Here is a 26,503-nt window from a genome sequence, read left to right as displayed (position 1 = left end):
CCGTGACGTGCGGTGCGGGAGGTTCGGGAAGGCGGGGAGGGCCGAGAAGGGCGGGAGGGCCGGGCTCAGGGGCGGGCGAGGTCGTCGAACTGGTCGCCCAGCCGGGTGCGCAGCCGCGCCAGGGCCCGGGAGGCGCGCGACCGGACGGCGCTGGGGGTCAGCCGCAGCGCGGCGGCGGTCTCCTCGACGCCGAGGTCCTCCCAGTAGCGCAGCACGAGCACGGCCCGGTCCTGCTGCGGGAGTTCGGCGAGCACGCCGAGCAGGGCGACGCGCAGCGCCGGGTCGTCCCCGGGGCCGGGGGCCTCGGCGAAGGTGTCGGTGACGTGCTCGCTGCTGCTGCGCCGGCGCCGGTGGCTGAGGAAGGTGTTGACCAGGACGGTGCGGGCGTACCCGGCCGGGTTCTCCATCCGGGAGATCCGGCGCCAGCTCCCGTACAGCTTGCCGAGCGCTTCCTGGGCGAGGTCCTCGGCGAGGTGGGCGTCACCGCCGGTCAGCAGGTAGGCGGTGCGCACCAGGTGGCGGGCCTGGGAGACCGCGAATTCCCGGAACTCCGGGGGGCCGCCGTCGGTGCCGCGGGTCGTCGTCGAGCTGTCCATGCCCCTCTAACGCGGCATGGTCGGGTTCTTGTCGCACCATCGGCTGATCATGGATTCTCCCGCCGGGGTGTCGGGCCGGGACAAACCAGGACGAAGTGTGACGATGCCAGGGTGACCACCTCCAGCGAAGTCAGCCAGGCAGCGCCGCCCGTCCTCGACCGGCGGCAGCGGAACGTCGTGTTCGGCACCATCATGCTGGGCATGCTGCTGGCCGCACTCGACCAGACCATCGTCGGCACCGCGCTGCCCACCATCGTGGCCGACCTCGGCGGGGCCTCCCACATGTCCTGGGTGGTGACCTCCTACCTGCTCGCGGAGACCGTCACCACCGCGCTGGTCGGCAAGATGGGCGACCTGTTCGGCCGCAAGGTGGTCTTCCAGGTCTCCGCGATCGTCTTCATCGTCGGCTCCTTCCTGTGCGGCCTGTCCACCAACATGCTGCTGCTGATCATCTGGCGGGCGGTCCAGGGCGTCGGCGCGGGCGGTCTGATGGTCACCTCGATGGCGTTGATCGCCGACGTCATCCCGCTGCGCGAACGCGGCAAGTACCAGGGCGCGATCGGCGCGGTCTTCGGCGTGGCCACCGTGGTCGGCCCGCTGCTCGGCGGCCTGTTCACCGACCACCTGTCCTGGCGCTGGGCGTTCTACGTGAACGTGCCGATCGCGATCGTGGTGGTCATCGCCGCCGCCCGGAACATCCCCGTGGTCAAGTCCGGCGTCCGGCCCGTCATCGACTACCTGGGCATCACCCTGGTCGCGATCGGCGCCAGCGCCCTGATCCTGGCCACCAGTTGGGGCGGCAACGAGTACGCCTGGGGCTCGGCCGTGATCATCGGCCTGTTCGCGGCCGGCGTCGTCGCGCTCGCCCTGTTCTGCTGGGTCGAGACCCGGGCCGCCCAACCCACCCTGCCGATGCGGCTGTTCCGCAACCAGGTGTTCACCGTCTGCTCGATCCTCAGCTTCATCGTCGGCTTCGCCATGCTCGGCGCGCTGACCTTCCTGCCGACCTTCCTGCAGTACGTCGACGGCGACTCGGCGACCGTCTCCGGCGTGCGCACCCTGCCGATGGTGCTCGGCCTGCTGATCGCCTCGATCTTCTCCGGCAACGTGGTCTCCAAGACCGGCAAGTACCGGCTCTTCCCGATCATCGGCTCGGTGGTGATGGGCGTCGGCCTGTACCTGCTCTCCCTGCTGGACGTCGGCACCAGCGCCTGGCTGGCCAGCCTCTACATGTTCGTGCTCGGCACCGGCATCGGCCTGTCCATGCAGGTGCTCACCATCGCCGTGCAGAACACCGTCGACTACTCCGACCTGGGCACCGCCACCTCCGGCGTCACCTTCTTCCGCACCCTCGGCTCCTCGTTCGGCACCGCCGTCTTCGGCACCATCTACACCAACTCGCTGAAGACCAACCTGACCGCGGGCGTCGCCCGGGCCGCCCAGGCCACCGGCGCCGACCCGCAGCAGCTGGCCGCCGCCGCGCAGAGCCCGCACGGCGTCCACGAACTCCCGCCCGAGCAGGCCGCGCCGGTCATCCAGGCGTACGCCGACTCGCTGCACACCGTCTTCCTGTGGACCGTCCCGGTCGCCCTGGTCGGCTTCGTGGTCGCGCTCTTCCTCAAGCAGGTCAAGCTCCGCGACTCCGCCCGGGCCAGCTCCTCCGACATGGGCGACGGCTTCGCCCAGCCCTCCTCCGGCGACTCCTCCAGGCTCCTCGAACTCGCCGTCGCCAAACTCCTCGGCAACGCCGGACTCGACACCGCCCGACAGGTCGTCAACACCTCCGGCACCCGGCTCGACGTGGCCGGCAGCTGGGCCGTCATGCAGGTCGAACTGTTCACCCGCACCGTCGGCCACGCCAGCCTCAACCTGATCGCCGCCCGCCGCCGGATCCCCCCGGAGGTCCTCCAGCCGGTCTTCGACCGGATGGTCGTCGAAGGCTTCCTGGAGGCCCACAACGGCTTCTACCAGCACACCGAGGCCGGACAGCGGGAAGCCGCGACCATCACCCGGGCCTGGTCCGACTGGCTCAACCGCCGCCTGGAGGAGGACCGCGGCCGCCCGCGCAGCGCCGAACTGCGCGCCGCCGCCGACGCCATCGCCAAGCGCATGATCGCCGAGGACCTCGCCGAGGGCCTGCCCGAGAAGGGCGGCGTGCTCTCCGGCCGCCGCTGAGGCCCGCTGAGGCCCGCCGGGGGCACCGGGGGCGCCGGGGGCGCCGGGGGGCAGCCCCGCCGGCCCCGCCGACCACCACTGACGTACCGTCACCCGCCCCGCCCCGCGCGCTGGACCGCGACGGGGCGGGGTCCGTGTGCCTAGGCTTCCCCCATGCTCCTGTACGCCCTCGCGCTCGTCTTCCTGCTGCTCTTCGGCGTCGGCGTACTCCGCGACCGGCGCCGCTTCGGCAACGCCGTCTGCCTCGGACTCTCCGTCGCCCTGCTCACCCTCGCCCTGCTCGCCACCCTGCACCGGGCCGACTCGGCCGCCGCCGAGGCCGTCCTGATCGTCGTGGTCCTCACCCCCGCGCTGGGCAGCCTGGTGCTGGCCGGGCTGCTCATCGCCAACGGCCTCAAGATGCTCCGCAAGGAGGGCCGCAGCCTCGGCAACCTGCTCGCCCTGCTCTCCGGCCTCGGCATCCTGACCGTGTTCGCCCTGCTGCTGGCCGCCACCCGGGCCGACTCCGAGGCGCTGGTGGTGATCGCCCGCACCGTCTTCGTGGTCGCCTGCTACCTGTCCTTCCTCTTCGCCTGCTTCGTCGGCTACGCCTACCTGTACGGCCGCCTCACCCCGCGCGAGGACGTCGACTACGTCGTGGTCCTCGGCACCGGCCTGGTCGACGGCAGCAAGGTCCCGCCGCTGCTCGCCAGCCGCCTGGAGCGCGGCCGCGCCCTGTACGAGCGGCAGGTCGCCCGCGGCCGCTCCCCGCTGCTGATCGCCTCCGGCGGCAAGGGCACCGACGAGCAGCTCCCCGAGTCCCACGCGATGGCCGACTACCTGGTCGAACGCGGCTTCCCCGCCGACCGGATCCTCCGCGAGGACCGCTCCCGCACCACCGAGGAGAACCTCCGCTTCAGCCACGCGATCATGGCCGCCGCCGACCCCGAATACCGCTGCGTCGTCGTCACCAACAACTTCCACGCCTTCCGCGCCGCCGTCTTCGCCCGCCGCGAGGGCGTCAACGGCCACGTCGTCGGCTCGCCCACCGCCGCCTACTTCTGGCCCAGCGCGACCATCCGCGAGTTCGTCGCCGTGATCGTCACCTACCGCTGGGTCAACCTCGCGGTGGGCGCGCTGCTGGTGCTCGAATCGCTCAGCTTCTAGTGCCGGGCCGCCTTGCGGAGTTCGAGCATCGACACCGGCAGCCACGGCCCGCCGTACCAGTACGCCGGGCCGAGGTCGCGGACGGTGCCGGCGCCCAGGTGCGCGGCGTAGCGGCGGGCCATCGGGGAGATGTCCGCGATCAGCAGCCGGCCGCCCGGGCGCAGCACCCGCAGCGCCTCGTCCACGGCGCGCAGCCGGGCGGCCGGGGTGGGGATGTTGTGGATCACCAGGGCGGACGTGACCAGGTCGAAGTCCGCATCGGGGAACGGCAGTTCGGTGATGTCGGCGGTGTGCACCTCGACCCGGTCCCGGACGCCGGCCGCGACGGCGTTGGCCAGCGTCGCGTCCGGGGTGTTGCCGCTCTGGTCCTTCGACGCCCACAGGTCCACCCCCACCGCCCGCCCGCGCGGCAGCCGCCGCGCCGTCCCGACCAGCACCATGCCCCGGCCGCACCCCAGGTCCAGCGTCCGCTCGTCGCCGCGCAGCCCCAGTGCGTCCAACTCCCGCTCCCACACCCGGAACTTGCCGTGCAGCGTGGTGTGCAGGTACACCCCCGCCTGCACCAGCAGCCCCGCCCCCAGCGCGGCCACCGCCCGCCGGCCGCGGAACGGACGGGCGGCGGCCGCCAGCGCGCAGGCCGCGCCGAGGGCGGAGGTCGAGGCGACGAAACCGGGCGCGTCGACGCCGTACCGGGACAGGGACGTGAACAGGTTCTCGGTCATGCCCGCAGTCTCGCCGCCCGGTCGGGCCGGGTCTTGGACGAATGTTCCCCGGCCGTCGTCAGCGCAGGTAGCCGGGCAGCGACCAGGCGGCCTCGTCCACCGACAGCCACGGCTCGCGCGCCACCGCGGACGGCGTCACCCGGGCGAACTCCGCGACCTCCCGGTGCAGGTGGGACTGGTCCGCGTAGCCGGCCTCCGCCGCGACCGCCGCCGGGTGACCGCCCGCCGCCAACCGGTGCGCCGCGTGGTCGAACCGCACCAGCCGGGCCGCCCGCTTCGGCGCGATCCCCAACTGAGCCCGGAACCGCGACCACAACCGCTTGCGGCTCCACCCCACCTCCGCCGCCAGCCCCGCCACCAGCGCCGCACCGTGCGAACGCACCAACTCTCGCCAGACGTACGCCACTTCCGGATCCACCCGGCGGCCCTCCGCGCGGCGGGCGGCCAACTCCGCCGCCACCAGGGCGAACCGCTCCTCCCAGGAGGTCGCCGCCCGCAACCGCTCCTCCCACCGGACGGCCTCCCGCCCCCACACCGCGTCCCACCCGACCAGCGGGCCGCCCGCCGCCGCGAACCCCTCCAGCACCGCGTGCGCCACCACCGGCGACAGCCGCACCTGCAGGCACCGCACGTCCCGCCCGCCGCCCCGCAGGCCCCCCGCCCCCAGCCCGAGCACCGCGCTGCCGCGGACCGGCCGCCCGCCGCCCGCGACGGTCAACGGCTCGTCCCCCAGGTCGATCGCCAACGTCACCGCCGGGAACGGCACCACCCCCAACTCCGCCACCCCCCGCGCCCGGAACCCGGCCATCGCCACCCCGGGCAGCCGCGAGCGCCGCGACGGGGTCGCGATCTCCCACGGGGGCGGCTGCTGCACGCTTCCAGCCTAGTGCCGCGTCAGGCAGCCTTCGCCCGTCGCGACTCCCCCAGCCCCAAGGGGGGCTGGGAGGTGCCCCCTCGGCACGCACTCTCGCCGCACCGGCCGAAAACCCGAGTACATCCAGTACGAGGGCTTCCGGCCGGCACGCCGACAGCACGCACCGGACGCCGCTCCTTCCCGGCAAAGGCTGCCTGACGCGGCACTAGGCAGGGGGAGGGGAGGCGACCAGGGGCGCACGAGTGCGCGCGTTCAGGGGCTCGGGGAACGGCGGGAGCCCCCGGCCTGTCAACCGCGCAGGGCCGCTGCCGCCGCACCGATCAGGCCGGCGTCGGGGCCGAAGCGGGCGGAGTGGAGGTGCAGGCCGCGGGTGAAGGGAAGGCCGGCGTAGTGGGTGAGGTGACGGGCGAGGGGGTCGAAGAGGAGGGGGCCGGACTGGGCGACGCCGCCGCCGATGACGACGGCCTGGAGTTCGACCAGGGCGGCGGTACCGGCGATCGCGGCGGCCAGGGCCCGCGCGGCGAGGTCGAACGCGGCGAGGGCGGCGCCGTCGCCGGTGCGGGCGGCGTCGGCGACGGCGCGGGCGGTGAGCGGGCTGCCCCCGGCGGGGCGCCAGCCGGCCGCGCGGGCGTGCCGGACGATCGCGGGGCCGCTGGCCAGCCCCTCCAGGCAGCCGCGGCCGCCGCACGGGCAGGGCTCGCCGTCCCACTGGACGCTGACGTGGCCGATGTGCCCGGCGTTGCCGCTCGGGCCGGGGTGCACCCGGCCGTCCAGGACCAGGCCGCCGCCGACGCCGGTGGAGACGACCATGCACAGCGCGTCGCGGTACCCGGCGGCGGCGCCCAGCCAGTGCTCGGCCTCGGCGAGCGCCACCCCGTCGCCGAGCAGGCGCACCGGCAGCGCGGTGCACCCGGCGATCCGCCGGACCAGCGGGAAGCCGCGCCAGGACGGGATGTTGACCGGGGAGACGGTGCCCGCCGCGGTGTCGACCGGCCCCGCGCTGCCCACGCCGACCGCCGCGACGCCCGGCCAGGCCGGGTGCCCGGCGAGCTCCTCCAGCACCCGGGCGACGCCCGCGAACACCGCCTCGGCGTCGCCGTCCGCGGCCGTCGGGCCCTCGGAGCGGGCCAGGAGCTCGCCGGTGCCGGTGACGATCGCACCGGCGGTCTTCGTCCCGCCGAGGTCGACGGCGGCCACCAGGGCGGAGGGGGACGGGGGCGGAACGGCGGCCATGGCGCAGAGCTCCTGACATGTCCGACTCGGGGTGACTTGTCGGACTGGCCAGGCTACCGGAAGCCGCAGGTCGACGGCCGGGAGCGGGGCGGGAGCGGCCGGGTGCGGCCGGGTGCGGGCCGGGTGCGGGCCGGGGGCGGGCGGGTGCGAGCCGGATCGGGGTGGTGCGCCCGCCCTAGCGGGAATCCGGCCGTCGGCCGCGGCGACGGGGGTCGAGCGCGTCGCGCAGGGCGTGCAGGTCGGTGAGGGTGACCTGTTCGGCGAACCGGGCCAGGAGGCGGCGCAGGCTCCGCTCGTCCCGGTCGCGGACGGCTTCGGCGAGGGCGGCCACCAGTGAGGTCCGCTCCTGCGGGTCCGGTGCGCGCCCTCGACCTGCGGTGCTCGGCTCTTCCACCGGTTGCCCTCCCGTCCGTGCTGCTGCCCGTGGCCCGGGCCGGGCGCCCGGGCATCCCGTCCCGTGTCCTGCGGAGCGCAGAGTACCTGTCTCTCGAACACCGGAAAATCTATCGTGGCTGGAGTAGACATTGGCTCGAAGTGGAGTTAGCTTTTCTCTTGTAAGCGCAGTGAAGAGATGGCCCGGCAGACATGAACTGCCGGGAAGAGTCGAGAAGTTCGCAGGTCGGCACGGTTGTGGGGTCCTGAAGCCAGTGTGTGTGCAGTGAGGCGACAGGGCCGGCGACCGGGCCGGGTGGCCCGCAGTGATCAGGGGCTGCCGTCGAGCAGTACCAGCAGTTCGCAAGGCAAGTCCACGAAGAGGATGAACGGAGGGACAGAGCGCCATCAGGATCGCCCGGCCCGTGATGCCTTTCACCCGGGCGGACACCGCAGACCCCCTTTGAGTACGAGGACGGTGGTTTCCGGTCACGCATACGCGATCCCCGCAGCTCCCCCACTCCGGGGCAGTGCGGAACAAGGAACCCGGCCAAGGCCGGTAGATGGTGTTGTACACCCTTCGGGGCCCCGGAGCCGTCACGGCGCCGGGGCCCCTCGACGCGTTCTCCGGAACCAAGAGAGGTGCAGTGACTACGACGACCGACCAGCCCCACACCCCGGACCCAGGCAGCTCGTTCGACGACGACGACTACCCCGCCTACACCATGGGCCGTGCCGCCGAGATGACCGGCACCACCGCAGGCTTCCTGCGCTCCCTCGGCGACCAGGGCCTCATCACCCCGCTGCGCTCGGAGGGCGGCCACCGCCGCTACTCCCGCTACCAGTTGCGCATCGCGATGCGCGCCCGCGACCTCGTCGACCAGGGCACCGCCATCGACGCGGCCTGTCGCATCATCATCCTTGAGGACCAACTCGAAGAAGCCCTGCGCATCAACGAGCAACTGCGCAGCCGCCAGGCCGGCCCGGAATCCGCCGCCGGTACCTGACCCCGCACCCGCCGCCCGCCGGACAGGCCCGCGGTGAGCGCCGGTCGCTCACCGCACCCGGTCCGCCGGGCGGAGGAGAGCGCCGGCCCGCCGGCCCCGGTCGACCGGGGCCGTGGGCGCGGGCGCTGGTCGTCGTGGTGGTCACCGGCGCACCGTGCCGGACGGGGGCGACGGCGCAGGGGGGCGGGAAGGCTCAGAGGGTGAGGGGGGTCAGGCCGCCGATCCGGACGGCGGTGAGGGTGGCGCGCAGGTGGCGGTAGGCGGCCGCGTCGAAGTGGCCGGCCCGGGGGTGCAGGACGGTGGCGGCGGAGAGGGCGACCGCGTCGGGGAGGACGGCAGGCCACCCCGCGTTGCCGGAGAGTCCGGCGGCGAGGGCGGCGACCACCGAGTCGCCCGCGCCGGTGGGGTTGCCGGTGACCGCGGCGGGCGGGGTGCAGCGCCAGGCGCCCTGGCGGTCGACGGCGAGCAGGCCGTCCGGGCCGAGCGAGGCGAGCACCGATTCGGCGCCGCGGCGGATCAGCACCCGGGCGGCGTCCCGGGGGTCGGGCAGGCCGGTGGCGGCGGTGAGTTCGGCACCGTTCGGCTTGATCACGGTGGGGCGGGCCGGGAGCGCGGCGAGCAGCGCCGGGCCGTCCGCGTCGAGCACCACGGGAAGGTGGAACTGCCGTCCCAGTGCGACGAGTTGACCGTAGCCGTCGGCGGGTGCGCCGGGCGGGAGGCTGCCGGCGAGGACCAGGACGGCGGCCTGCGGCAGCTGCCGGGCGGTCTCGCCGAGCAGGGCGTCCCACTCGGCGGCGGCCAGCGCCGGGCCGGGCTCGTTGAGGACGGTGGCGTCGGAGCCGTCCGCGACGGTGACCGTCCGCCGGGTGTCGCCGCCGATCGGCACCTCGACGTGGTCCAGCCCGGCGGCGGCCAGATCGGCGCGGACGGCGTCCCCGGTGGGGCCGCCGAGCGGCAGCACGCAGCGGACGGGCCGCCCCAGCGCGGCCAGCACCCGGGCCACGTTGACACCCTTGCCGCCCGCCTGGGCGGCCACCCCGGTGACCCGGTGGCTGGTGCGGGGGCGGAAACCGGGGACGGCGTAGGTGACGTCCAGCGCCGGATTCGGCGTGACGGTGAGGATCACGGCGGACGCCCCCCAGGTGTTCGCTGCTGCGCGTCGGACCGGTCGACCGCATTCGGATGAACGAAGTTGCGTGATCATACCGGCTTTCGTGCAGCTTCGAGCAAACTTGGGGGATTTGTGAACGTCCGGGAAGGGGGGCGGGGCGGTGCCCGGTGCCGACCGGTGGAACGTCGGGCGACGGGGTGGCGAACGTTCGGGGGGCGGGGTTGCCGGGGGGTCGAGAGCCGCTAAGTTGGCTGTACATCTTTCGGTGATCGATCCGGTGGGAGGGGAATCCGGTGACCCAGGGCGCCGTTCCGGTCGTGGTGCTGGCCGCCGCGCTGCTGCACGCCGTGTGGAACGCGCTGGTGCACGGGGTGCGGGACCGGACGGCCGGGCTCGCGCAGATGAACCTGGTGTTCGTGGCCTTCGGCGCGGTGTTCGCGCTGTTCGTCCCGCCGCCCGGAACGGCCGCCCTGCCCTACCTGCTGGCCTCCGCCGCGCTGCAGACCGGCTACCAACTGCTACTGGCCCGCGCCTACGGGCTCGGCGACTTCGGGCAGATGTACCCGATCGCCCGGGGCACCTCCCCGGCGGTGGTCGCCCTGCTCGCCGCCACCGTCCTGCACCGCCCGCTGCCCGCCGGGCAGGTCGCCGCCGTCGCCGTCATCTCGCTCGGCCTGGCCGGGCTCACCCTGGTCGGCGGCCGCCCGGGCCGGGCCCAACTCCCGGCGATCGCAGCCGCCCTGGGAAACGGCGTGCTGATCGCCGGGTACACCGTGGTGGACGCGGGCGGAGTCCGGGCCGCCGACTCCGCCGCCGGGTACATCGCCTGGATGTTCCTGCTGCAGGGTGCGGCCGTGTTCGCGGCGGTGGCCGCCGTCCGCCGCCGCGACCTGTGGCCCGCCCTGCGCGAGGGCCGCGCCGTCGGACTCGGCGGCGGCCTGATGTCGCTCGCCGCGTACGGGCTGGTGGTCTGGGCGCAGACCGTCGGCGACCTGCCGACCATCGCCGCGCTGCGCGAGACCTCCATCGTGATCGCCGCCCTGATCGGCACCCTGGTGCTGCGCGAACGCCTCGGCGGCCTGCGACTGGCGGCCAGCGCGACCGTGCTGGCCGGTATCGCACTGCTGGAGTTCGCCCACTGAGCGGGAGTTGATGGCGCGCCCGGTAATGGCCGCCAGGGGGCTGTGAATTGACGGCATGTCAGGAAAGTGAATCCAGCGCGTCGCCCAAGCGGTGCGCTGCGGCCGCGAGTTGGGCGGGAGTCTCGGCGGCGGCCAGGCTGACCCGGGCCCGGGGCGCGGGCTCGGCGGTGAAGTAGTTCGGGCCGGGGGAGAGGGCGACGCCGTGCCGCAGCGCGGCCGCGGTGAAGGCCGCCGGGTCGGCCCCGGCGGGCAGCGGCAGCCACAGGTGGAAGCCGCCGCGCGGCAGCCGGGGCGGCAGCAGTGCGGGCGCGTGCCGGGCCAGGGCGGCGGCGAACAGCTGCCGCCGCTCGGTCAACTCCCTCGCCAGCGTGCGCAGATGACGCGGCCAGTCGGCGGAGGTGACCAACTCCAGGGCGGCCTCCTGGAGCGGGCGCGGCACGAAGAACGAATCCACCGCCTGGACGGAGCGCAGCCGGGCCAGCGCCGGACCCCGGGCCACCAGCGCGCCCACCCGCAGGCTCGGCGAGGCCGCCTTGGTCAGCGAACGGACGTGCACCACCGTGCCGTCGGGGTCGTCCGAGGCCAGCGGCGGCGGCAGTTCGCCCGCGTCGGTGTGCGCCAGCAGCCGGGCGAAGTCGTCCTCCACCACGAACGCCCCCGCCCGCCGGGCCGCCGCCAGCACCGCCCGCCGCCGCTCGGCCGGCAGGACGGCGCCGGTCGGGTTCTGGAACAGCGGCTGGCAGACGAACAGCCGGGCCCCCGAGGCCGCGAACGCCTCGGCCAGCCGCTCCGGAAGCACCCCGTCCGCGTCCACCGGCACCGGCACCGGCCGCAGGCCCGCCGCCCGGGCGATCGCCAACAGGCCCGGATAGGTGGGGGATTCGACCAACACCGGCGCGCCCGGCGGGGCCAGCGAACGCAACGCGCAGGTCAGCGCGCTCTGCCCGCCCGCGGTGACCAGCACCTCCGCCGCCGTCACCCCGCCGCCCAACTCGCGGGCGAACCAGCCGCGCAACTCCGGCAGCCCCTCCAGCGGCGGCCGCCCCCACGCGCCCGGACGGCGGGCGGCCCGGGCCAGCGCAGCCGCCAGCGCCCGCTCCGGCAGCAGCGAGGAGTGCGGGTAGCCGCTGTTCAGGTCGACCACCTCCGGCGGGGCCAGGGCGAGCGCCGCCAGCACCCCCGAGGCGTCCACCACCCGGGCGGGCGGCGCCCCCGCCTCCGCGCTGAGCGCCACCTCCTGCCAGGAGAAGTCACCCCGTACCGCGGCCGCCGGACGCGGCTCGGCCCGGAAGACCCCCGCCCCCGGCCGGGACACCACCACGCCCTCCGCGACCAGCTCCCGGATCGCCCGCGACACCGAGACCGGGCTGACCCGGTAGCGCTCCACCAGCTCCCTGCTACTGGGGATCCGCTCACCCGGCGAGTAGCGCAACACCGTCCTGCGCAGCGCGTCCGTCAGTTCCTGCAAGCTCATCGACGGCCCTTCCGGCGGGCGGGCGGCAACTGCTACCGTCCTGTATGTCAGCACAGAATAGCGCTACTGAACTCCGCCCGATAGCGGTCGGACCGCTCGGGCCGCTCGGCGGCACCGCGCAGGCCGCCCTCGGGGTGCTCTCCTTCTCGTTCAGCTTCCCCGCCACCGCCTGGGCCCTCGAAGGCTTCGGCCCCTGGACGGTCACCGGCCTGCGCGGCGTCCTCGCCGCGCTGCTGGCCGGCAGCTGCCTGCTCGCCACCGGCGCCCGCGTTCCGCCCCGGTCCAGCTGGCCCGCGCTGGCCGCCGTCGCGGTGGGCTGCGCGGTCGGCTTCCCGCTGCTGTCCACGCTCGCGCTGCGACTCTCCTCCACCGCGCACTCCGCCGTGGTGATCGGCCTCCTCCCGCTGGCCACCGCCGCGGTCGGCGCGCTGCGCGCCGGGGCGCGGCCACCACGGGCGTTCTGGCTCGCCGCGACGGCCGGGGCGGCCGTCGTCCTCGCCTTCACCGTCCAGCAGAGCGGCGGCGCGGGCCTGACCACCGCCGACCTGTACCTGTTCGGCGCGCTGCTGCTCTGCGCGTTCGGCTACGCGGAAGGCGGACGCCTGGCCCGCGACCTGCCCGGCTGGCAGGTGATCGCCTGGGGCGTGGTCGCCGCGCTCCCCGTCACCGCCCTCACCGGCGCACTCGCCCTCACCACCGAACCCGTGCACTGGAACTGGCACGGCCTCACCGGCCTCGCCTACCTGGCCGCCGTCTCGCAGTTCGGCGGCTTCGTGGTCTGGTACCGGGGCATGGCCGCGATCGGCGTCCCCCGCGCCAGCCAACTCCAGCTCGCCCAACCCCTGCTCACGCTCTGCTGGGCCGTCCTGCTGCTCGCGGAGACCCTGCCCGTCACGGCGGTTCCTGCGGCGTTGGGGGTCGTTGGTTGCATCGTGGTCACTCAGCGGGCGGGGCGGCCAGCCAGTAGTAGAGGTGTTCTCCGGCGGTGGCGGCGCGGCGGGCCAGCGGGGTCAGGGCGGGGAGGGCGTCGAGGGCCGGGGCGGGTGGGGTGCGGCCGTGGGGGCGCAGGGCGAGGAGGGTGCGGGCGGGGGTGGTGGCGAGCAGGTCGCGGGTGGCGGCGGTGAGTTGGTGGGCCCAGGGGCCGGTGGTCCAGGGGTCGCCGGGGATCTCGAAGCAGTGCGGCCGTCCGGCGGAGGGCCAGACGGTGCGGTCGACCAGGTCGGCGTCGGGGCGGGTGCGGACCAGTTCGTCCAGGAGTTCCAGGACGTCGCCCGGGTCGGCGTCGGCGGGGTGCAGGACCTCGAAGGCGGCGGCCGGGTCGTGCAGGGCGGGGCCGGCGTCGAAGGCGGCCCGGACGGCCTCCGGGCCGGGGGCGCGGAAGAAGGCGTACCCGAGGGGGCTCATCCGGTCAGGGCGCAGTAGAGGTGCTGGCCGTCCTTCTGCGCGCGGCGGGCCAGGACGCCCAACTGGTGGATCAGCCGCATGAGTTCGATCCGCTCGACGTTCTTCACCTCGTCGGTGCGGCCCCACTGGGTGGTGAGCTGGGGCAGCCGCCTGCGTTCGATGCCGGCCAGCGCGTCGCGGGTCTCGTCGGAGAGTTCGACCACCCAGGGGCCGGTCATCCAGGGGTCGTCCAGGTCGACGGCGGTGCTCGGCGCCTCGGGGTGCCAGGGCTGGAGGCCGGTCGGCCACACCGAGCGGTCCGGGCCGTCCTTGACCGGGGACTCCCCGCCGCGCAGCGCGGCGACCAGGTGCGGCAACACCACGGTCGGGTCGATGCCCCGGGCCTGCACGGACTCGAAGGACTCGGCGGGCGGGCGGGTCCCGAGCTTCATCACCTGGTGCACGGCCGCCTCGTCGGCGGCCCGGAAGTAGTCGGTCCGCAGGTCCATGTCGCACGCTCCCCATCGCTCGGCAAGGCGCCCAGTGCACCACAGTACGCGCCGGGGCGGGTACCCGGTCGCCGTCCTGTGATCTGCCTCCCACGTGTCAACGGGGTGTTCCGCCAAGGAAGTTCGCGCACTAGCTTTCGTCCGTGAGCCCGTCGCCGCTGCCGCCCTCCGCCGGAACCGCCGGAACCGCCGGCCGCCGTCCGGCGAACCGGCCGCTGCGCGTCCTGCTGGGCGCGTCCGTGCTGGCCAACACCGGTGACGGCGTGCTGCGGACGGGCCTGCTGCTGGTGGTGGCGCACCTGACCAGCTCGGTGGACACCTCCTCGCTGGTGATGGCGGTGACCACGGTGCCGTGGCTGCTGTTCGGGATCCCCGCCGGGATGCTGGCCGACCGGGTCAGCCGGAAGGCGGCGATGGTGGCCGCGGACGGGGCGCGGGCGGTGCTGATCCTGGCGATCGGGACGGCCGCCTGGGCGGGGGCGTTGTCGCTGCCGCTGCTGCTGGCCCTGGCGTTCCTGGTGGGCGTGGCCGAGACGGTGTTCAACACCAGTGGCGAGACCGTGCTGCCGACCGTCGTCCCCGCCGCGGAGCTGACCCGGGCCAACGGGCAGCTCGCCACCACCGTCCGGGTCACCGGCCAGTTCGCCGCCCCGGCACTGGCGGGCTGGCTGACCGCGCTGGCCGCCCCCGTGACCTTCCTGGTCGCCGGGGCGGGCTACCTCGGCTCGATGCTCCGGCTCACCGCCCTGCCGCGCGACGTCGGCCGCGTCCCGCCGCCGGTGCGGCCGGTGCCGAAGGTCGAGCGGGTGCGGCTGTGGACCGGGCTGGTGTTCCTGGCCCGGCACCGGGCGATCCGGATGATCACCCTCGCCGGGGTGCTCACCACGCTCGCCAACACGTCCTTCCTGGCGCTGTTCGTGGTGTACGCGACCACCGGGCCGCTGCACCTCGGCGACGCGGGCTACGGGGTGCTGCTCAGCTCGGTCGGCGTCGGCACCGCGATCGGCTCGCTCGCCGCGCACCGGGCCGAACGCCGGTTCGGTAGCGTGCCGGTGCTGTGCGCGACCCGGCTGGGCTGGGGGCTGGTGTTCGTCGCGCCGGTGTTCCTGCGCGGGGTGCCGCTGTTCGCCGCGATGACCGCGGGCAGTTGCCTGGGCGGCATGTGGGGCGTGCTCACGGTGTCGCTCCGGCAGCGGTTGACGCCGCCGCGGGTGCGCGGCGCGGTCGGTGGCGCCTACCGGGCGGTGATCATGAGCGCGATGCCGGCCGGTGCGGGCGCGGGCCTGCTGCTGCAGCGGGCGCTCGGCACGTCCGGCACCTTCCTGCTGTTCGGCGCCGCGATGGTGGTGCTGGCCGTCCCGGTCTGGCGGGCCGTCACCGCCGGGCAGCCGGAGGACGGGCCGGACGGGCCGGTGGGGTCGGAGGAGGAGCGGGCGGGGCGGCACCCCCGCACAAGGAGCCGCGCCGCCCGCTCCGGTCAGTAGGTGCCGGGGATCCCGGCGTCCCTGCACGCCTTCGCGAACTGCGGGGTGCAGACCTCGTCGGCCTTGTAGAGGCCGCCCTGGATGACCGTCTCGACGACCTTGGCCTTGGTGACGACGATCGGGGTGAGCAGCATCGAGGGGATCTGCAGTCCGTTCGAGTCGGTCATGGTGGAGGCCACCGAGGTGATGTCGATGCCCTTCACCAGGTAGACCGCCATGCTGGCGGCCGCGTCGGCCTCCGGCTGGTACGGCTTGTAGATGGTGTACGCCTGCTCGCCGGTGAGGATCCGGCGGACCGCGTCCAGCGAGGCGTCCTGCCCGCCGACCGGCACGTCGGTGCGGCCGGCCTTGTGCAGCGCGTCGATGATCGCGCCGGCCATGCCGTCGTTCGCCGAGTACACGCCCTGGAAGCCGTTCTTGCCGAGCTTGGAGATCGCATCGTCGATCTTCGCGGCGGCGACCTCCGGCTTCCACTCGCCGGACTGCTCGTAGGCGATCCGCCTGACCGAGGTGTCCAGCGCCTTGTGCGCACCGGCCTTGAAGGAGGCCGCGTTGGGGTCGGTCTCGGCGCCGTTGATCATCACGATGTCGGCGTTGGCGGCCTGCTTGCCCATCGCCTCCAGCAGCGCCTGGCCCTGGAGTTCGCCGGTGCGCTCGTTGTCGAAGGAGATGTAGGCGGCGACCGGGCCCGAGGCGAGCCGGTCGTACGCGATGACCTTGACGCCCTTGCTGTTGGCGTCCTCCACCCACGGCGCGGTGACGGCGGCGTTCACCGGGTCGAGCAGGATCACCTTGACCCCGCGCGAGAGCAGCGCGTCGAACTGCTCCTTCTGCACCTTCTCGTCGCCGTCGGCGTTGGCGTAGTCGAGGGTGCACTTGGTGCACAGGCCCTCCACGGACGCCTGGATCAGCGGCTTGTCGAAGGCTTCGTAGCGGGTGGACGAGGAGCGCTCGGGCAACAGCAGTCCGATGGACTGGTTGCCCTTGGACGACGAGGGCTTGTCGTCCCCGCAGGCGGCGAGCGACATCGCCATCGACACGGCGGCCGTGCCGATGACGAGTCGACGCGTCATCGAGTTCATGGTGGGTGGTGCCTCCCTGACGGCGCCGTGTCCCTACGGCGAGGTGAGGGGAGTCAAGCTCACCCACCAGTTGTCGTCAAGAAGTAAATCATTGCTCTGAGGGAATCGACCAAGTCGTTACCTTCTTGAATGCATAACGGGAGATTCGCTCACGGACCATTCAGTGTTCGCTACGCGCCACCAGGAACACCCCGCCGACCACGATCGCGCCGCCCAGCAAGATCGGCCAGGTCAGCGCCTCGGAGAGGAAGATCCATCCGAGGAATACCGCGACCACCGGATTGACGTACGCATAGGTCGCCACCAGTGGAAGCGGAGCGCGCTGCAACAGCCAGGCGTAAGACGTGAACGCGACAATGGAGCCGAACAGCACCAGGTACACCAGTCCGGCCCACGACCCCGCGGAGACCGCGCCCGGATCGAAGTCGCCCGGCTCACCCCGCGCGACCGACAGCACCAGCGCGCCCACCGCGCCCGCCAGCATCTCGTACACGCTCGCCACGAACGGGTCGGCCGGCATCGGCAGCCGGCCGGCCAGCACCGAGCCCAGCGCCCACACCACCGCCGCGGCCACCACCAGCAGCAGGCCCGACAGTCCGACCTCGCCGGTCAGGCCCGGCGCGGTCAGCACCAGCAGGCCGACCAGGCCGACCAGCACACCCGCCAGCGTCGCCCCGCCGGTCCGGGTCCCGAACGCCCGGCGCAGCAGCACCACCCACAGCGGCACGCTCGCCACCATCAGCGCCGCCAGGCCCGAGGGAACGGTGCGTTCGGCCAGCACCACCAGGCCGTTGCCGCCGACCAGCAGCAGTACGCCCACCAGGAAGGCGGAGCCCAACTGACGCCGGGTCACCCGCAGCGCTCCCCAGCCGTGACGGACCGTCAAGCCGACGCCGAGCAGCAGCGCCGCCGCGCCGAAGCGGAGCGCGCCCGACAGCAGCGGCGGCATCGTCTCCACCACCACCCGGATCGCCAGGTAGGTCGACCCCCACACCACGTACACGATGCCGAGCGCCGCCCAGACCGCCGCCCCGAGCCCGCCGGCCGGAGCCGGCTTCGCCCGCACGGAAGGGGCGTCGGGGGCGGCGTCGACCGGGCCCGCCGGCGGCGGACGGTCGGGGTCGGCGTCGGCGGGGGATTGCGGAGAGGTCGCGGACATGGGCGTCTCCTCGTCTTGGTGCTGACAGGGTGCGTTCGGCGGAATGACACCACACTCCGTTCGCCCACGGCAGGCAGTTTCACCACTCGGTACGGGCACCGAGGGCACTACGCGCGAACGCCCGCCGCCGCACGCCGGACAGGGCCGACCGGATGAACCGGCGCACCACCGCGACCCCAGCCGCCCCGCCCCGGCCGCGCCGGATGGTAGGGATGGGGGCGGCCGGAGCGCAGCCGATCGGAGGAGCGGCCGCATGGCATGGTTCGCCGCCCCCGAGTACCGGCTCGCCCGGGAGTTGTTCCTGCGCCTGCTCGCCCTCGTCTACGCCTGCGGATTCCTCGCCGCCGCCCGGCAGTTCCGCGCCCTGCTCGGCAGCCGCGGCATGCTCCCGATCCCGCGCTTCCTGGCCCGCGTCCCGTTCCGCCGCGCCCCCAGCCTGTTCCACGGGCACTACAGCGACCGCCTCTACGCCGCCCTCGCGCACACCGGCCTGCTGCTGTCGCTCGCCCTGCTCGCCGGGGTGGCGAACCTGCTCCCGCTCGGCGCCGCGACGGCCCTGTGGGCGCTGCCCTGGCTGCTCTACCTGTCGATCGTCAACACCGGTCAGACCTGGTACGCCTTCGGATGGGAGTCCCTGCTGCTGGAGGCCGGGGCGCTCGCCGTGTTCCTCGGCAACGACCGCATCGCCCCGCCGCTGCCCGTCCTGCTGCTGCTGCGCTGGGTGCTGTTCCGGGTCGAGTTCGGCGCCGGACTGATCAAGTGGCGCGGCGACGAGTGCTGGCGCAAGCTCACCTGCCTCTACCACCACCACGAGACCCAGCCCATGCCCGGCCCGCTCAGCTGGTTCTTCCACCACCTGCCCCGACCGCTGCACAAGGCCGAGGCCGCCGCCAACCACGTCGTCCAACTCGCCGTTCCCTTCTGCCTGTTCCTCCCGCAGCCGATCGCCTCCGCCGCCGCCCTGCTGATGGTCGTCACCCAGCTCTGGCTGATCGCCTCCGGCAACTTCGCCTGGCTCAACTGGCTCACCGTCGCCCTCGCGCTGTCCGTCCTCGACACCGGCACCCTGCGCCGCGTCCTGCCGATCGGCCCCGACCCCGCCCACGCACCCCAACCCCTCTGGCACCAACTGCTGGTGGCCGGGTACGCCCTGCTGGTCCTGGCCCGCTCCTGGCAGCCGCTGCGCAACCTGATCTCCCCGCGCCAGCAGATGAACCGCTCCTGGGACCGCCTCCACCTGGTCAACAGCTACGGCGCGTTCGGCTCGGTCAACCGCGTCCGGTACGAGATCGTCCTCGAAGGCACCCGCGACGTTCACGGCACGGACGGCTGGCAGGAGTACGAATTCCACGGCAAGCCCGGCGAACTGCGGCGGCTGCCACGCCAGTTCGCGCCCTACCACCTGCGCCTCGACTGGCTGATGTGGTTCGCCGCGATCTCCCCGGCCTACGCCCGCCCCTGGTTCCGCCCGCTGCTCGCCCGCCTGCTCGTCAACGACCCCGACACCCTGCGCCTGCTGCGCCGCAACCCCTTCCCCGACACCCTGCGCCTGCTGCGCCGCAACCCCTTCCCCGACACCCCGCCCGCCCTCGTCCGCGCCGAGCTCTACCACTACCGCTTCACCTACGGCCCCGAACTCCGCGCCACCGGCGCCTGGTGGCACCGCCGCCACGTCCGCACCTACCAGCGGCCCGTCGGCCTCGCCGAACTCGGACCGCACGCCCCGCCGGAGACCCCCTCGCCCGCCCGCCCGACCGCACGCCTCGCCGCCCGCCCGACCGCACGCCCCGCCGGGCCGGACCCCGAAGGAGCCCGGAGGACGCCGATGACCCCACCCAACTCCCGCCCCCCACCCGGGCGGGGCGTACTGTCGGTGCCACTCCCTACCCTACGGACCGTGCGGACGGCCCCCGCGCCCCCGCCCGCGGCCCACCGCGGCCGGCGGATCCCGGGGAGGTCCGGTGCGTGCGAGCCTCGAACGCACACCCGTATTCTGGCCTCCCGCGACGCCACCGCCGCCGCAAACACCCCACCCGCCCCGCCAGCCCTTCTGCCCGCCAAACGCCACGAACCGGACTTCACATGACAGTGCGCACCCTGAACGACGCCGACGACACCGCGTCCGCGACCGCGTCCGCGACGGACGGCGAGACCCGCCAGAGCACCCGTGAGGAACTCGGCCGCTTCGCCGACCAGGGCGGATTCGCCCTCACCGCCGACGCCAACCCCTGGCTGGAGGCCGCCGAGACGCTCACCGGCCCCGAGGACGCCCGCGCGGCCTCCACCGTCCTCGCCGAACTCCGCAGCCGCGACACCCGCGCCGTCGGCCAGGCCGCCAACGCCATCGCCGCCAAGGCCGGCCTCGACATCCCCGACACCCTCGGCGGCCTCACCACCCTCCTCGACCTCCTCCAGCGCGTCCACGCCACCACCACGACGCTGCGCACCGAGGCGTACGAGAAGGACCTCGCCGAACTCGCCGCCGCCACCGGCACCGGCACCTACCGCAAGGAGACCGGCGCCAAGCTCGGCTGGAACCGCCGCCGCCAGCTCCGCGGCCAGGCCCGCGCCCTCGCCGCCCCCGGCACCCGCCCCGGTCGCGCCGACCTGCACGCCGCGCTCGTCGCCGCCGAGGCCGCCCACCGCGACTGGAGCGCCCTCGCCGACGGCTCCTCCCGCCCCTCCGTCCCCGTCGACGGCACCCTGCTCACCGAGACCGCCAACGTCGTCGACTCCCTCGCCGACGCCGTCCGCTCCCTCGCCCGCCTCCTCCCCGAGCGCGCCCTCGACTCCCTCCCGCTCGCCGAACTCGCCGAACTCGTCGACCGCCTGGCCGCCGACGAAGGCACCCTCTACCGGCTCTCCGCACTGCGCCAACTGCGCCTGGAACTCGCCGAGCAGGGACTCACGGAGCTGCTGGAGGAGCTGAACGAGCGGCAGGCCGACAAGGACGCTGCGCTCGCCGCGTACGACCGGCACGTCGCCGCGAAGGCCGCGCTGGCGGCGGGCCCGCGACAGGCCGCGGAAGCGGAGATCGAGACTGCGGCCGCTGTCGAGACCGCTGAGCCGGTGGCCGAGGTCGAGGCCGTCGAGGTGACCGAGGCTGAGGCTGCGGTCGAGGATCCGGTTGTTGAGGTGGCGGCCGTCGAGGCCGAGACCGAGGCCGAGGAGCCTGTCGCCGAGGTCGAGGCGGTCGTGGAGGCGGAGGCTGAGGTTCCCGTCGAGGAGCTGGTGACCGAGCGGGAGCCTGAGGTGGCTGCTGAGGTTGAGGCGGCTGCGGAGGCGGAGGCTGTCGGGACCGAGGTCGAGCTGGAGGCCGTTGAGGCTGAGGCTGAGCCGGTGGCCGAGGTTGAGGCCGTTGAGGTGACCGAGGCTGAGGCTGCGGTCGAGGAGCCGGTTGTTGAGGTGGCGGCCGTCGAGGCCGAGACCGAGGCCGAGGAGCCTGTCGCCGAGGTCGAGGCGGTCGTGGAGGCGGAGGCTGAGGTTCCCGTCGAGGAGCTGGTGACCGAGCGGGAGCCTGAGGTGGCTGCTGAGGTTGAGGCGGCTGCGGAGGCGGAGGCTGTCGTGGCCGAGGTCGAGCCGGAGGCTGTTGAGGCTGCTGTCGAGCCCGAGGTGGTTGTCGAGGAGCCGGTGGCCGAGCCGGAGCCGGAGGTGGCCGCCGAGGCCGAGGCCGGGGTTGAGGCTGTCGTCGAGGAGCCGGTGGCTGAGGTCGAGGTGGCCGAGCCGGAGGCGGAGGCTGTCGTGGCCGAAGTCGAGCCGGTGGCCGTTGAGGCTGAGGCTGCTGTCGAGCCCGAGGTGGTTGTCGAGGAGCTGGTGATCGAGCCGGAGCCCGCGGTGGCCGTCGAGGTCGAGCCGGTGGTCGAGGAGCCGGAGGCTGTTGCGGTGGTGGCGGCCGGGGCGGTCAAGCCCGGGTTGGTGCCGGGGAAGCCGATCACCGGGTACTCCGCGGAGGAACTGGTTGCGTTGGTGGCCTGGTTGGACGCGGACGGTGAGAAGCGCAGTGACGACGAGTTGCTGCGGGCGGCGATGAAGGAGCTCGGGTTCGCCCGGCTCGGGCCGCGGATCAAGGAGGCGCTGGGCGCGGCGGTGGCCGCCGTTCGCGCCTGACGTTCCGTCAGGGGCCTTGTTCCCGCCCGCCGTTGGCGTTTCGTGCGCAGCGGCGGGCGGTGGCGTTCCGGGGGGTCACTCGCCGATGTCCTCGTACCAGAGGTCGGGGCGGGCGGCGACGAACTCGGTCATCAGGCGTACGCAGCGCGGGTCGTCGAGCAGGGTGATGCCGGTGCCGTGGGCGGCGAGCCAGTCGTGGCCGCCGGTGAAGGTGGTGGACTCACCGATCACCACGTGTCCGATGCCGAACTGGCGGACCAGGCCCGAGCAGTACCAGCACGGGGAGAGGGTGGTGACCATCACGGTGTCCCGGTAGCCGCGCAGCCGGCCGGCGGCCCGGAAGGCGGAGGTCTCCGCGTGCATGGACGGGTCGCCGTCCTGGACGCGGCGGTTGTGGCCGCGTCCGAGCAGTTCGCCGTCCAGTCGGAACAGCGCCGCTCCGATCGGGACGCCGCCCTCGGCGAGCCCGGCCTCCGCCTCCGCCACCGCGACGTCCAGCCAGGCCCGTGCCCGCTCCGCCGTCACCCGTGTGTCCATTCGGCCACCTCCTGCGTCCACTCTTCCCGTCCGGCGGCCGTCCCGCTCCCCGCCGCGCGGGCGGGCGTCGGGTTCGGGTCGGTGTCCGGCGGACTTGGCGTTTCCTTTAAGGTGCGGGGATGCGAGATTTCGGGGCGGGACTGCGGTTCCTGTTCGACGGGCAGCGTTGGGTGGCGCGGCACGGGCGGTGGTGGGGGTTCGGGATGATCCCGGCGCTGATCGCCCTGGCCGGGTACGTGGCGGCGCTGGTGGTGCTGGTCGTGTACGCGGGGGACCTGGCCCAGTGGGCGACGCCGTTCGCGGACGGGTGGAGCGAGCTGTGGCGGAACGCGGTGCGGGTGGTCGTCGCGGTGGCGGCGGTCGGCGCGGGCGGGCTGCTGGCGGTGCTGACGTTCACGGCGGTGACGCTGCTGATCGGCGAGCCGTTCTACGAGTCGCTGTCGGCGAAGGTCGAGGCCACCGAGGGCGGCGGCCCGCCGGAGCCGGACGTGCCGCTGTGGCGGGAGCTGTGGGTGGCGTCGCGGGACAGCGTCGCGGTGCTGCTGCGGGCGGCGGCGTTCGGGCTCGTGCTGTTCCTGTGCGGGTTCCTCCCGGTGCTGGGGCAGACGGTGGTTCCGGTGCTGGCGCTGTGCGTGTCCGGGTACTACCTGACCGCGGAGCTGACCGGGACGCCGCTGCAGAAGCGCGGCCTGCCGCAGAAGGAGCGGCTGCGGCTGCTGCGCTCCCGGCTGCCGATGACGCTCGGGTTCGGGACGGGGCTGACGCTGCTGTTCCTGGTGCCGGGGCTGACGGTGCTGGCGATGCCGGGCGCGGTGGCCGGTGCGACGCTGCTGGCCCGGGAGCTCGCCCCGTACGAGCCCGGTGGTGCGGACGGCGGCGCGGACGGGGGAGCCGACGGCGGCGCGGACGAGGGGGAGGGCGGGTGGCCCGGGGCGGACCCGGACCCGTTCCGCAAGGGGCCCGGCGTGAACCCGTACGCCGTCGACCCGCGGACCGGATGATCACCCCCAGTGCCGCACGCCACGGCGGTTTGACGTAGCGTCACCGGCTGCGCGATAACGCCCCCATGGCGTTATCCGCGGACGCCGCTCCGCGCGGCATCGATCTCGGCGACCTCGACGCGTACCTGGGCGGCGCGGTGGAGGGGATCGTCCGGTACTCCACGCCGATCGTCCGGTTCCGCCGTACCGTCGCCGTCGACCACCGGGTCCGCGCCCTGCCGTTCACGTTCTGACGACGACGGGGGCGACGACGAGGGCGGCCACCGCGCGCGACGGTGACCGCCCCGGTCGGCCGGGAACCGGGCTCAGGACGGGTGGCTGCCCACCGTGTCGTGGATGTCGGCGCCCATCACGCTGTTGGCGCGGGCGCAGTGGGCGCCGCAGAAGAAGCGTCCGGCGACCTCCACGCCGTGGCCGACGATGCGGACGGTGCACTGCTCGCAGCGCGGGGCGAGCTTCTCCATCGCGCACTCGAAGCTGTCGAAGACGTACGTGTCACCGGTGATCGTCTTGATTTCGAAGGACAGCCAGTAGTCGTTCTGGCACACCACGCAGACCGCCATGTCGGGCTCCTCTCGCCGTACGGGTCCACCGCCGAGTCTTGGGCCGGGACGGGCGGACGGCAATCGGCGGCGGTCCGAACGGACCGGGGCGGGCGCGGTCGGGCGGGGAGGGAGGCGGTCGGGCGCGGGCGGACGAAAAACCGGGAGCCGTCCGATAATGGTCAGCAGGGTCCGGTGTTCAGCCGAGGAGGCCGAGATGATCATCCGAATCTGGGAGGCGCAGGTCGCCCCGCACCGGGCCGAGGACTTCTGCGCCAGACTCGCCTCGACCGTGCTGCCCGGCCTGGGCCGCTGGGACGGCTTCCTCGGCGGCGAACTGCTCCGGGCCTGCTCCGCCGAGGACCACCGGGTGCAGATGATCACCCGCTGGCGCGACGAGGAGGCGCTGCGCGCCTACGCCGGGCCGATGTGGCGGATCCGGCCGGTCTGGTCGGAGGGCGAGCTGCACGAACTGGAGCACCCGCCGACGGTGGTGCACTTCCACTCGCTGCGCCGCCTGGACGCCGCCCCCGGCCTGCCCGTCGGCCAGCCCGCGGCGGCGGGCTGACCGACGGGCCGGGGGTCAGCTGAGGGCGCCCCTGGTGTCGGCCTTGATGCCGAGCGCGGCCAGCCACTGCTGGCAGTTCTCGCAGGGGACGCGCTTGGCCCAGGAACGGACGTCGCGGCCGCGCGCGTCCATCGCGACGATCCAGCTGTCGGGGAAGGCCACCGGGAGGGTGCGGAAGGCCGCCACCACCTGGTCCTCGGTGGTGAAGCCCCGGGCGTGGACGAACTGGTCGAGCGCGTGCACCTCGGCGCAGTTGCCCACCGACCAGTTCTCCAGCCGGTCCACCCGGTGGCTGACCACCGCGTACGTGAGGTTGAGCAGGCCGCTGCCGTCGTTGCGCCCCCGGTAGACCTGCCCGCCGGCCACCAGGATGGCCCGCACCACCGCGTGCGTCCCCTGCGGGGCCGGCTCGCGCAGGGCCTTGGCCAGTTCGTCGGCCAGGATCTCCGGATTGGTGCGCTGGACGGGCGGGGCGGGCGCCTGCTGCGGCGCGGGCTGCTGGGCGGCCAGCCGGGCCGCGTCCCGGGCCTGGAGCCGGGCGACCAGCACCCGCCGCAGGTCGGCGACGGCGGTGAAGGCGACCTGCCCGGCGCCCTGCCCCCAGTCGGCCAGCGCCCGCCGGGCCTGCCGCCCGGGCAGCCGCTCGTGGCCCGCCGTCAGCCGGGCGATCTCCCGCAGCACCTCCTGCACCAGCCCGGTCAGCGTGAACGCGGACTCCCCGGTCAGCGGGCGGCCGCGCTCCAGTTCGAGCAGCGCCCGCCGCAGGACGCCCGCCAGCGCCTCCAGTTCGGCCAGTGCCTGGGCGTCGTCGGGCGTCTGGAGGGCCGGTCCGCGCAAGTAGGCGGTCTGCGGGCCGGTCAGGCCGGTCAGCACGGCGTCCGCCGTTTCGGCGGGGCTGGGTACGGGATCGCGGTACACGGCAACCTCCCTGTTCTTCATGGGAGTTGCGACCGTACCGGGCGCCGGGGCGGTTCGCGGTGGAGATCACCGGAATCCGATCCGTCAATCGGACCGGACGCGGTCGCCCGAAGCGCGGCGGGGGCTCACCGCGCTCAGCCGCGCGCCGCCGGTTCCACCGGGATGCCCGCGTCGGCCTTCACCTGCTTCATGGTCAGGTGCGAGTGCACCTGGGCGATGCCCGGCAGCCCCGAGAGCACGTCGGTGACGAACCGCTCGTACGCGGCGAGATCGGCGACCGCGATCCGCAGCAGGTAGTCCGGATCGCCGAACAGCCGGTGCGCCTCCACCACCTCCGGCAGCTCCGCCACCCGCCGCTCGAACTCGCTGACGGTCGCCCGGTCCTCGTGCCGCATCACCACCGTCACGAACGGCTGGAAGCCGCGCCCGACCGCCCCCGGGTCCAGCCGGGCCCGGTAACCGCGGATCACCCCCTGCTCCTCCAGGTGGCGCACCCGGCGCAGGCACGGCGACGGGGTCAGGCCCACCCGCTCGGCCAGCTCGGCGTTGCTGATCCGGCCGTCCTGCTGGAGCTCGTGGAGGATTCTGCGGTCGAGGCGGTCCATGGCGCAACATTCTGCCAGAGCACCCCCTTGACCAGCGAAAACGGGACATCGGCTGCCAACCGTGGACCGCTAGCGTCCAGGGGTTGGGATTTTCCCCCCGTTCCCGCCGTCCCCCGAAGGTGCCATGGACCCGCACGCCCTGCTGCTCTTCCTCGGCGTCGACGTGCTGCTGGTCTGCACGCCCGGCCCCGACTGGCTGTACATCGTCGCCCGCGGCCTCGGCCAGGGCCGCCGCGCCGCGCTCACCGCCGTCACCGGCGTCTGCGCGGGCTACGCCGTCCACACCCTGCTCTCCGCCGCCGGCCTGGCCGCCGCGCTGCGGGCGGTGCCCGCGCTGCTCCCCGCGCTGCGCCTGGCCGGCGCGGGCTACCTGACCCTCCTCGCCGTCGGCATGCTGCTCGCCCTCCGCCGCGGCGGAACCGGCCGGGCCGTCACCGCGGCCGGGCCCCAGCCCGCCCGGACGGTGCTCCGCCAGTCCCTGCTCACCGCGCTGCTCAACCCGAAGGGCCTGCTGCTCTACCTCTCCCTCGTCCCGCAGTTCGTCACCCCGGACGCCGCACTCCCCGTCGGCGCCCAGGTCGCGGCCCTCGGCGCGGTCAACGTCCTGTGCTGCGCCGCCGTCTACTCGGCCGTCGCCGTGGGCGCGGCCCGCCTCGGCAGCACCCCGCGAGCGGCCCGCCGCCTCTCCGCGGTCTCGGCGGTCCTGCTGCTGGCGGTCGCGGGCGTCACCGCGGCCGCGTGAAGGCAGGCGCTTCG

The 26,503-nt window shown here is 74.3% G+C and carries 25 protein-coding genes and 1 pseudogene; 12 read left to right on the top strand and 14 right to left on the bottom strand.

The window, feature by feature from the left end; genetic code table 11:
• Nucleotides 1–65: 65 nt before the first annotated feature.
• Complete coding sequence (locus ACWEO5_RS01560; RefSeq protein WP_452159062.1) at nt 66–596, bottom strand: SigE family RNA polymerase sigma factor; 531 nt, start codon at nt 594–596, stop codon at nt 66–68.
• 111 nt (nt 597–707) lie between these two features.
• Here ACWEO5_RS01560 and ACWEO5_RS01555 point away from each other — a divergent pair, with 111 nt between their 5' ends.
• Nucleotides 708–2,771 carry an MDR family MFS transporter gene (locus ACWEO5_RS01555; protein WP_452159060.1) on the top strand — a complete coding sequence of 688 codons (2,064 nt, stop codon included), beginning with the start codon at nt 708–710 and terminating at the stop codon, nt 2,769–2,771.
• 153 nt (nt 2,772–2,924) lie between these two features.
• Nucleotides 2,925–3,917: a YdcF family protein gene (locus ACWEO5_RS01550; protein ID WP_452159058.1), complete on the top strand. Its 993-nt coding sequence runs from the start codon at nt 2,925–2,927 to the stop codon at nt 3,915–3,917.
• Here the strand turns inward: ACWEO5_RS01550 and ACWEO5_RS01545 are convergent.
• From ACWEO5_RS01545 to ACWEO5_RS01530, 4 genes are all read right to left on the bottom strand, one after another.
• A complete protein-coding gene (locus tag ACWEO5_RS01545; protein ID WP_452159056.1) occupies nt 3,914–4,639 on the bottom strand; it encodes a class I SAM-dependent methyltransferase in 726 nt (241 codons plus the stop codon). The two genes, ACWEO5_RS01550 and ACWEO5_RS01545, sit on opposite strands and share 4 nt — an antisense overlap.
• Before the next feature lie 58 nt (nt 4,640–4,697).
• Complete coding sequence (locus tag ACWEO5_RS01540; RefSeq protein WP_452159054.1) at nt 4,698–5,513, bottom strand: helix-turn-helix domain-containing protein; 816 nt, start codon at nt 5,511–5,513, stop codon at nt 4,698–4,700.
• Between the two features lie 288 nt (nt 5,514–5,801).
• Nucleotides 5,802–6,746, bottom strand: coding sequence for an ROK family protein (locus ACWEO5_RS01535; protein WP_452159052.1), 945 nt, complete (start codon nt 6,744–6,746; stop codon nt 5,802–5,804).
• A gap of 175 nt (nt 6,747–6,921) precedes the next feature.
• Nucleotides 6,922–7,140 carry a hypothetical protein gene (locus ACWEO5_RS01530; RefSeq protein WP_452159050.1) on the bottom strand — a complete coding sequence of 73 codons (219 nt, stop codon included), beginning with the start codon at nt 7,138–7,140 and terminating at the stop codon, nt 6,922–6,924.
• Between the two features lie 703 nt (nt 7,141–7,843).
• Between ACWEO5_RS01530 and ACWEO5_RS01525 the strand changes: the two genes are divergently transcribed.
• Nucleotides 7,844–8,125 carry a helix-turn-helix domain-containing protein gene (locus ACWEO5_RS01525; RefSeq protein ID WP_452159086.1) on the top strand — a complete coding sequence of 94 codons (282 nt, stop codon included), beginning with the start codon at nt 7,844–7,846 and terminating at the stop codon, nt 8,123–8,125.
• Between the two features lie 193 nt (nt 8,126–8,318).
• On the opposite strand, the gene ACWEO5_RS01520 is transcribed toward ACWEO5_RS01525, so the two are convergent.
• Nucleotides 8,319–9,251 (bottom strand): 1-phosphofructokinase family hexose kinase, encoded by a 933-nt coding sequence (locus tag ACWEO5_RS01520; protein WP_452159048.1) that lies wholly within the window; start codon nt 9,249–9,251, stop codon nt 8,319–8,321.
• A gap of 278 nt (nt 9,252–9,529) precedes the next feature.
• Here ACWEO5_RS01520 and ACWEO5_RS01515 point away from each other — a divergent pair, with 278 nt between their 5' ends.
• Nucleotides 9,530–10,378, top strand: coding sequence for an EamA family transporter (locus tag ACWEO5_RS01515; protein ID WP_452159046.1), 849 nt, complete (start codon nt 9,530–9,532; stop codon nt 10,376–10,378).
• A 58-nt stretch (nt 10,379–10,436) separates the two neighbouring features.
• Here the strand turns inward: ACWEO5_RS01515 and ACWEO5_RS01510 are convergent, their stop codons facing one another.
• Nucleotides 10,437–11,852, bottom strand: a complete 1,416-nt coding sequence (locus ACWEO5_RS01510) for an aminotransferase-like domain-containing protein (protein ID WP_452159044.1) — start codon at nt 11,850–11,852, stop codon at nt 10,437–10,439.
• Between the two features lie 44 nt (nt 11,853–11,896).
• Between ACWEO5_RS01510 and ACWEO5_RS01505 the strand changes: the two genes are divergently transcribed.
• Complete coding sequence (locus tag ACWEO5_RS01505; RefSeq protein WP_452159042.1) at nt 11,897–12,976, top strand: DMT family transporter; 1,080 nt, start codon at nt 11,897–11,899, stop codon at nt 12,974–12,976.
• A 276-nt stretch (nt 12,977–13,252) separates the two neighbouring features.
• Here ACWEO5_RS01505 and ACWEO5_RS01500 read toward each other — a convergent pair whose 3' ends face one another.
• A complete protein-coding gene (locus tag ACWEO5_RS01500) occupies nt 13,253–13,744 on the bottom strand; it encodes a hypothetical protein (RefSeq protein WP_344550780.1) in 492 nt (163 codons plus the stop codon).
• A 143-nt stretch (nt 13,745–13,887) separates the two neighbouring features.
• Between ACWEO5_RS01500 and ACWEO5_RS01495 the strand changes: the two genes are divergently transcribed.
• Complete coding sequence (locus ACWEO5_RS01495) at nt 13,888–15,228, top strand: MFS transporter (protein WP_452159040.1); 1,341 nt, start codon at nt 13,888–13,890, stop codon at nt 15,226–15,228.
• Here ACWEO5_RS01495 and ACWEO5_RS01490 read toward each other — a convergent pair.
• Together ACWEO5_RS01490 and ACWEO5_RS01485 are read right to left on the bottom strand one after the other, a co-directional pair.
• The gene (locus ACWEO5_RS01490; RefSeq protein ID WP_452159038.1) at nt 15,222–16,310 is read right to left on the bottom strand and encodes a sugar ABC transporter substrate-binding protein; all 1,089 of its coding nucleotides are present in this window, start codon (nt 16,308–16,310) and stop codon (nt 15,222–15,224) included. The genes ACWEO5_RS01495 and ACWEO5_RS01490 overlap by 7 nt on opposite strands.
• Nucleotides 16,311–16,470: 160 nt before the next feature.
• Complete coding sequence (locus ACWEO5_RS01485; protein WP_452159036.1) at nt 16,471–17,469, bottom strand: EamA family transporter; 999 nt, start codon at nt 17,467–17,469, stop codon at nt 16,471–16,473.
• A gap of 253 nt (nt 17,470–17,722) precedes the next feature.
• Between ACWEO5_RS01485 and ACWEO5_RS01480 the strand changes: the two are divergent.
• Together ACWEO5_RS01480 and ACWEO5_RS01475 are read left to right on the top strand one after the other, a co-directional pair.
• Nucleotides 17,723–19,174: pseudogene (locus ACWEO5_RS01480) on the top strand (lipase maturation factor family protein); the annotation flags it as partial.
• Between the two features lie 377 nt (nt 19,175–19,551).
• Complete coding sequence (locus tag ACWEO5_RS01475) at nt 19,552–21,576, top strand: hypothetical protein (protein WP_452159034.1); 2,025 nt, start codon at nt 19,552–19,554, stop codon at nt 21,574–21,576.
• A gap of 75 nt (nt 21,577–21,651) precedes the next feature.
• On the opposite strand, the gene ACWEO5_RS01470 is transcribed toward ACWEO5_RS01475, so the two are convergent.
• Complete coding sequence (locus ACWEO5_RS01470) at nt 21,652–22,113, bottom strand: nucleoside deaminase (RefSeq protein WP_344550786.1); 462 nt, start codon at nt 22,111–22,113, stop codon at nt 21,652–21,654.
• Nucleotides 22,114–22,232: 119 nt separating this feature from the next.
• On the opposite strand from ACWEO5_RS01470, the gene ACWEO5_RS01465 reads away from it, so the two are divergent.
• Nucleotides 22,233–23,114: an EI24 domain-containing protein gene (locus ACWEO5_RS01465; RefSeq protein WP_452159031.1), complete on the top strand. Its 882-nt coding sequence runs from the start codon at nt 22,233–22,235 to the stop codon at nt 23,112–23,114.
• A 65-nt stretch (nt 23,115–23,179) separates the two neighbouring features.
• A complete protein-coding gene (locus tag ACWEO5_RS01460; RefSeq protein ID WP_452159029.1) occupies nt 23,180–23,347 on the top strand; it encodes a hypothetical protein in 168 nt (55 codons plus the stop codon).
• 72 nt (nt 23,348–23,419) lie between these two features.
• On the opposite strand, the gene ACWEO5_RS01455 is transcribed toward ACWEO5_RS01460, so the two are convergent.
• A complete protein-coding gene (locus tag ACWEO5_RS01455; protein WP_344550789.1) occupies nt 23,420–23,677 on the bottom strand; it encodes a Prokaryotic metallothionein in 258 nt (85 codons plus the stop codon).
• A gap of 196 nt (nt 23,678–23,873) precedes the next feature.
• Here ACWEO5_RS01455 and ACWEO5_RS01450 point away from each other — a divergent pair, with 196 nt between their 5' ends.
• Complete coding sequence (locus tag ACWEO5_RS01450; protein WP_452159027.1) at nt 23,874–24,224, top strand: antibiotic biosynthesis monooxygenase family protein; 351 nt, start codon at nt 23,874–23,876, stop codon at nt 24,222–24,224.
• 15 nt (nt 24,225–24,239) lie between these two features.
• Here the strand turns inward: ACWEO5_RS01450 and ACWEO5_RS01445 are convergent, their stop codons facing one another.
• Together ACWEO5_RS01445 and ACWEO5_RS01440 are read right to left on the bottom strand one after the other, a co-directional pair.
• Nucleotides 24,240–25,163 (bottom strand): hypothetical protein, encoded by a 924-nt coding sequence (locus ACWEO5_RS01445; RefSeq protein ID WP_452159025.1) that lies wholly within the window; start codon nt 25,161–25,163, stop codon nt 24,240–24,242.
• Nucleotides 25,164–25,276: 113 nt separating this feature from the next.
• Nucleotides 25,277–25,747, bottom strand: coding sequence for an Lrp/AsnC family transcriptional regulator (locus ACWEO5_RS01440; protein ID WP_344550792.1), 471 nt, complete (start codon nt 25,745–25,747; stop codon nt 25,277–25,279).
• A 124-nt stretch (nt 25,748–25,871) separates the two neighbouring features.
• On the opposite strand from ACWEO5_RS01440, the gene ACWEO5_RS01435 reads away from it, so the two are divergent.
• Nucleotides 25,872–26,489, top strand: a complete 618-nt coding sequence (locus ACWEO5_RS01435) for a LysE family translocator (protein ID WP_452159022.1) — start codon at nt 25,872–25,874, stop codon at nt 26,487–26,489.
• Nucleotides 26,490–26,503: the final 14 nt, after the last annotated feature.

Source organism: Kitasatospora sp. NPDC004272 (assembly GCF_053603035.1).
This window is presented reverse-complemented; position numbering and strand designations above follow the sequence as displayed.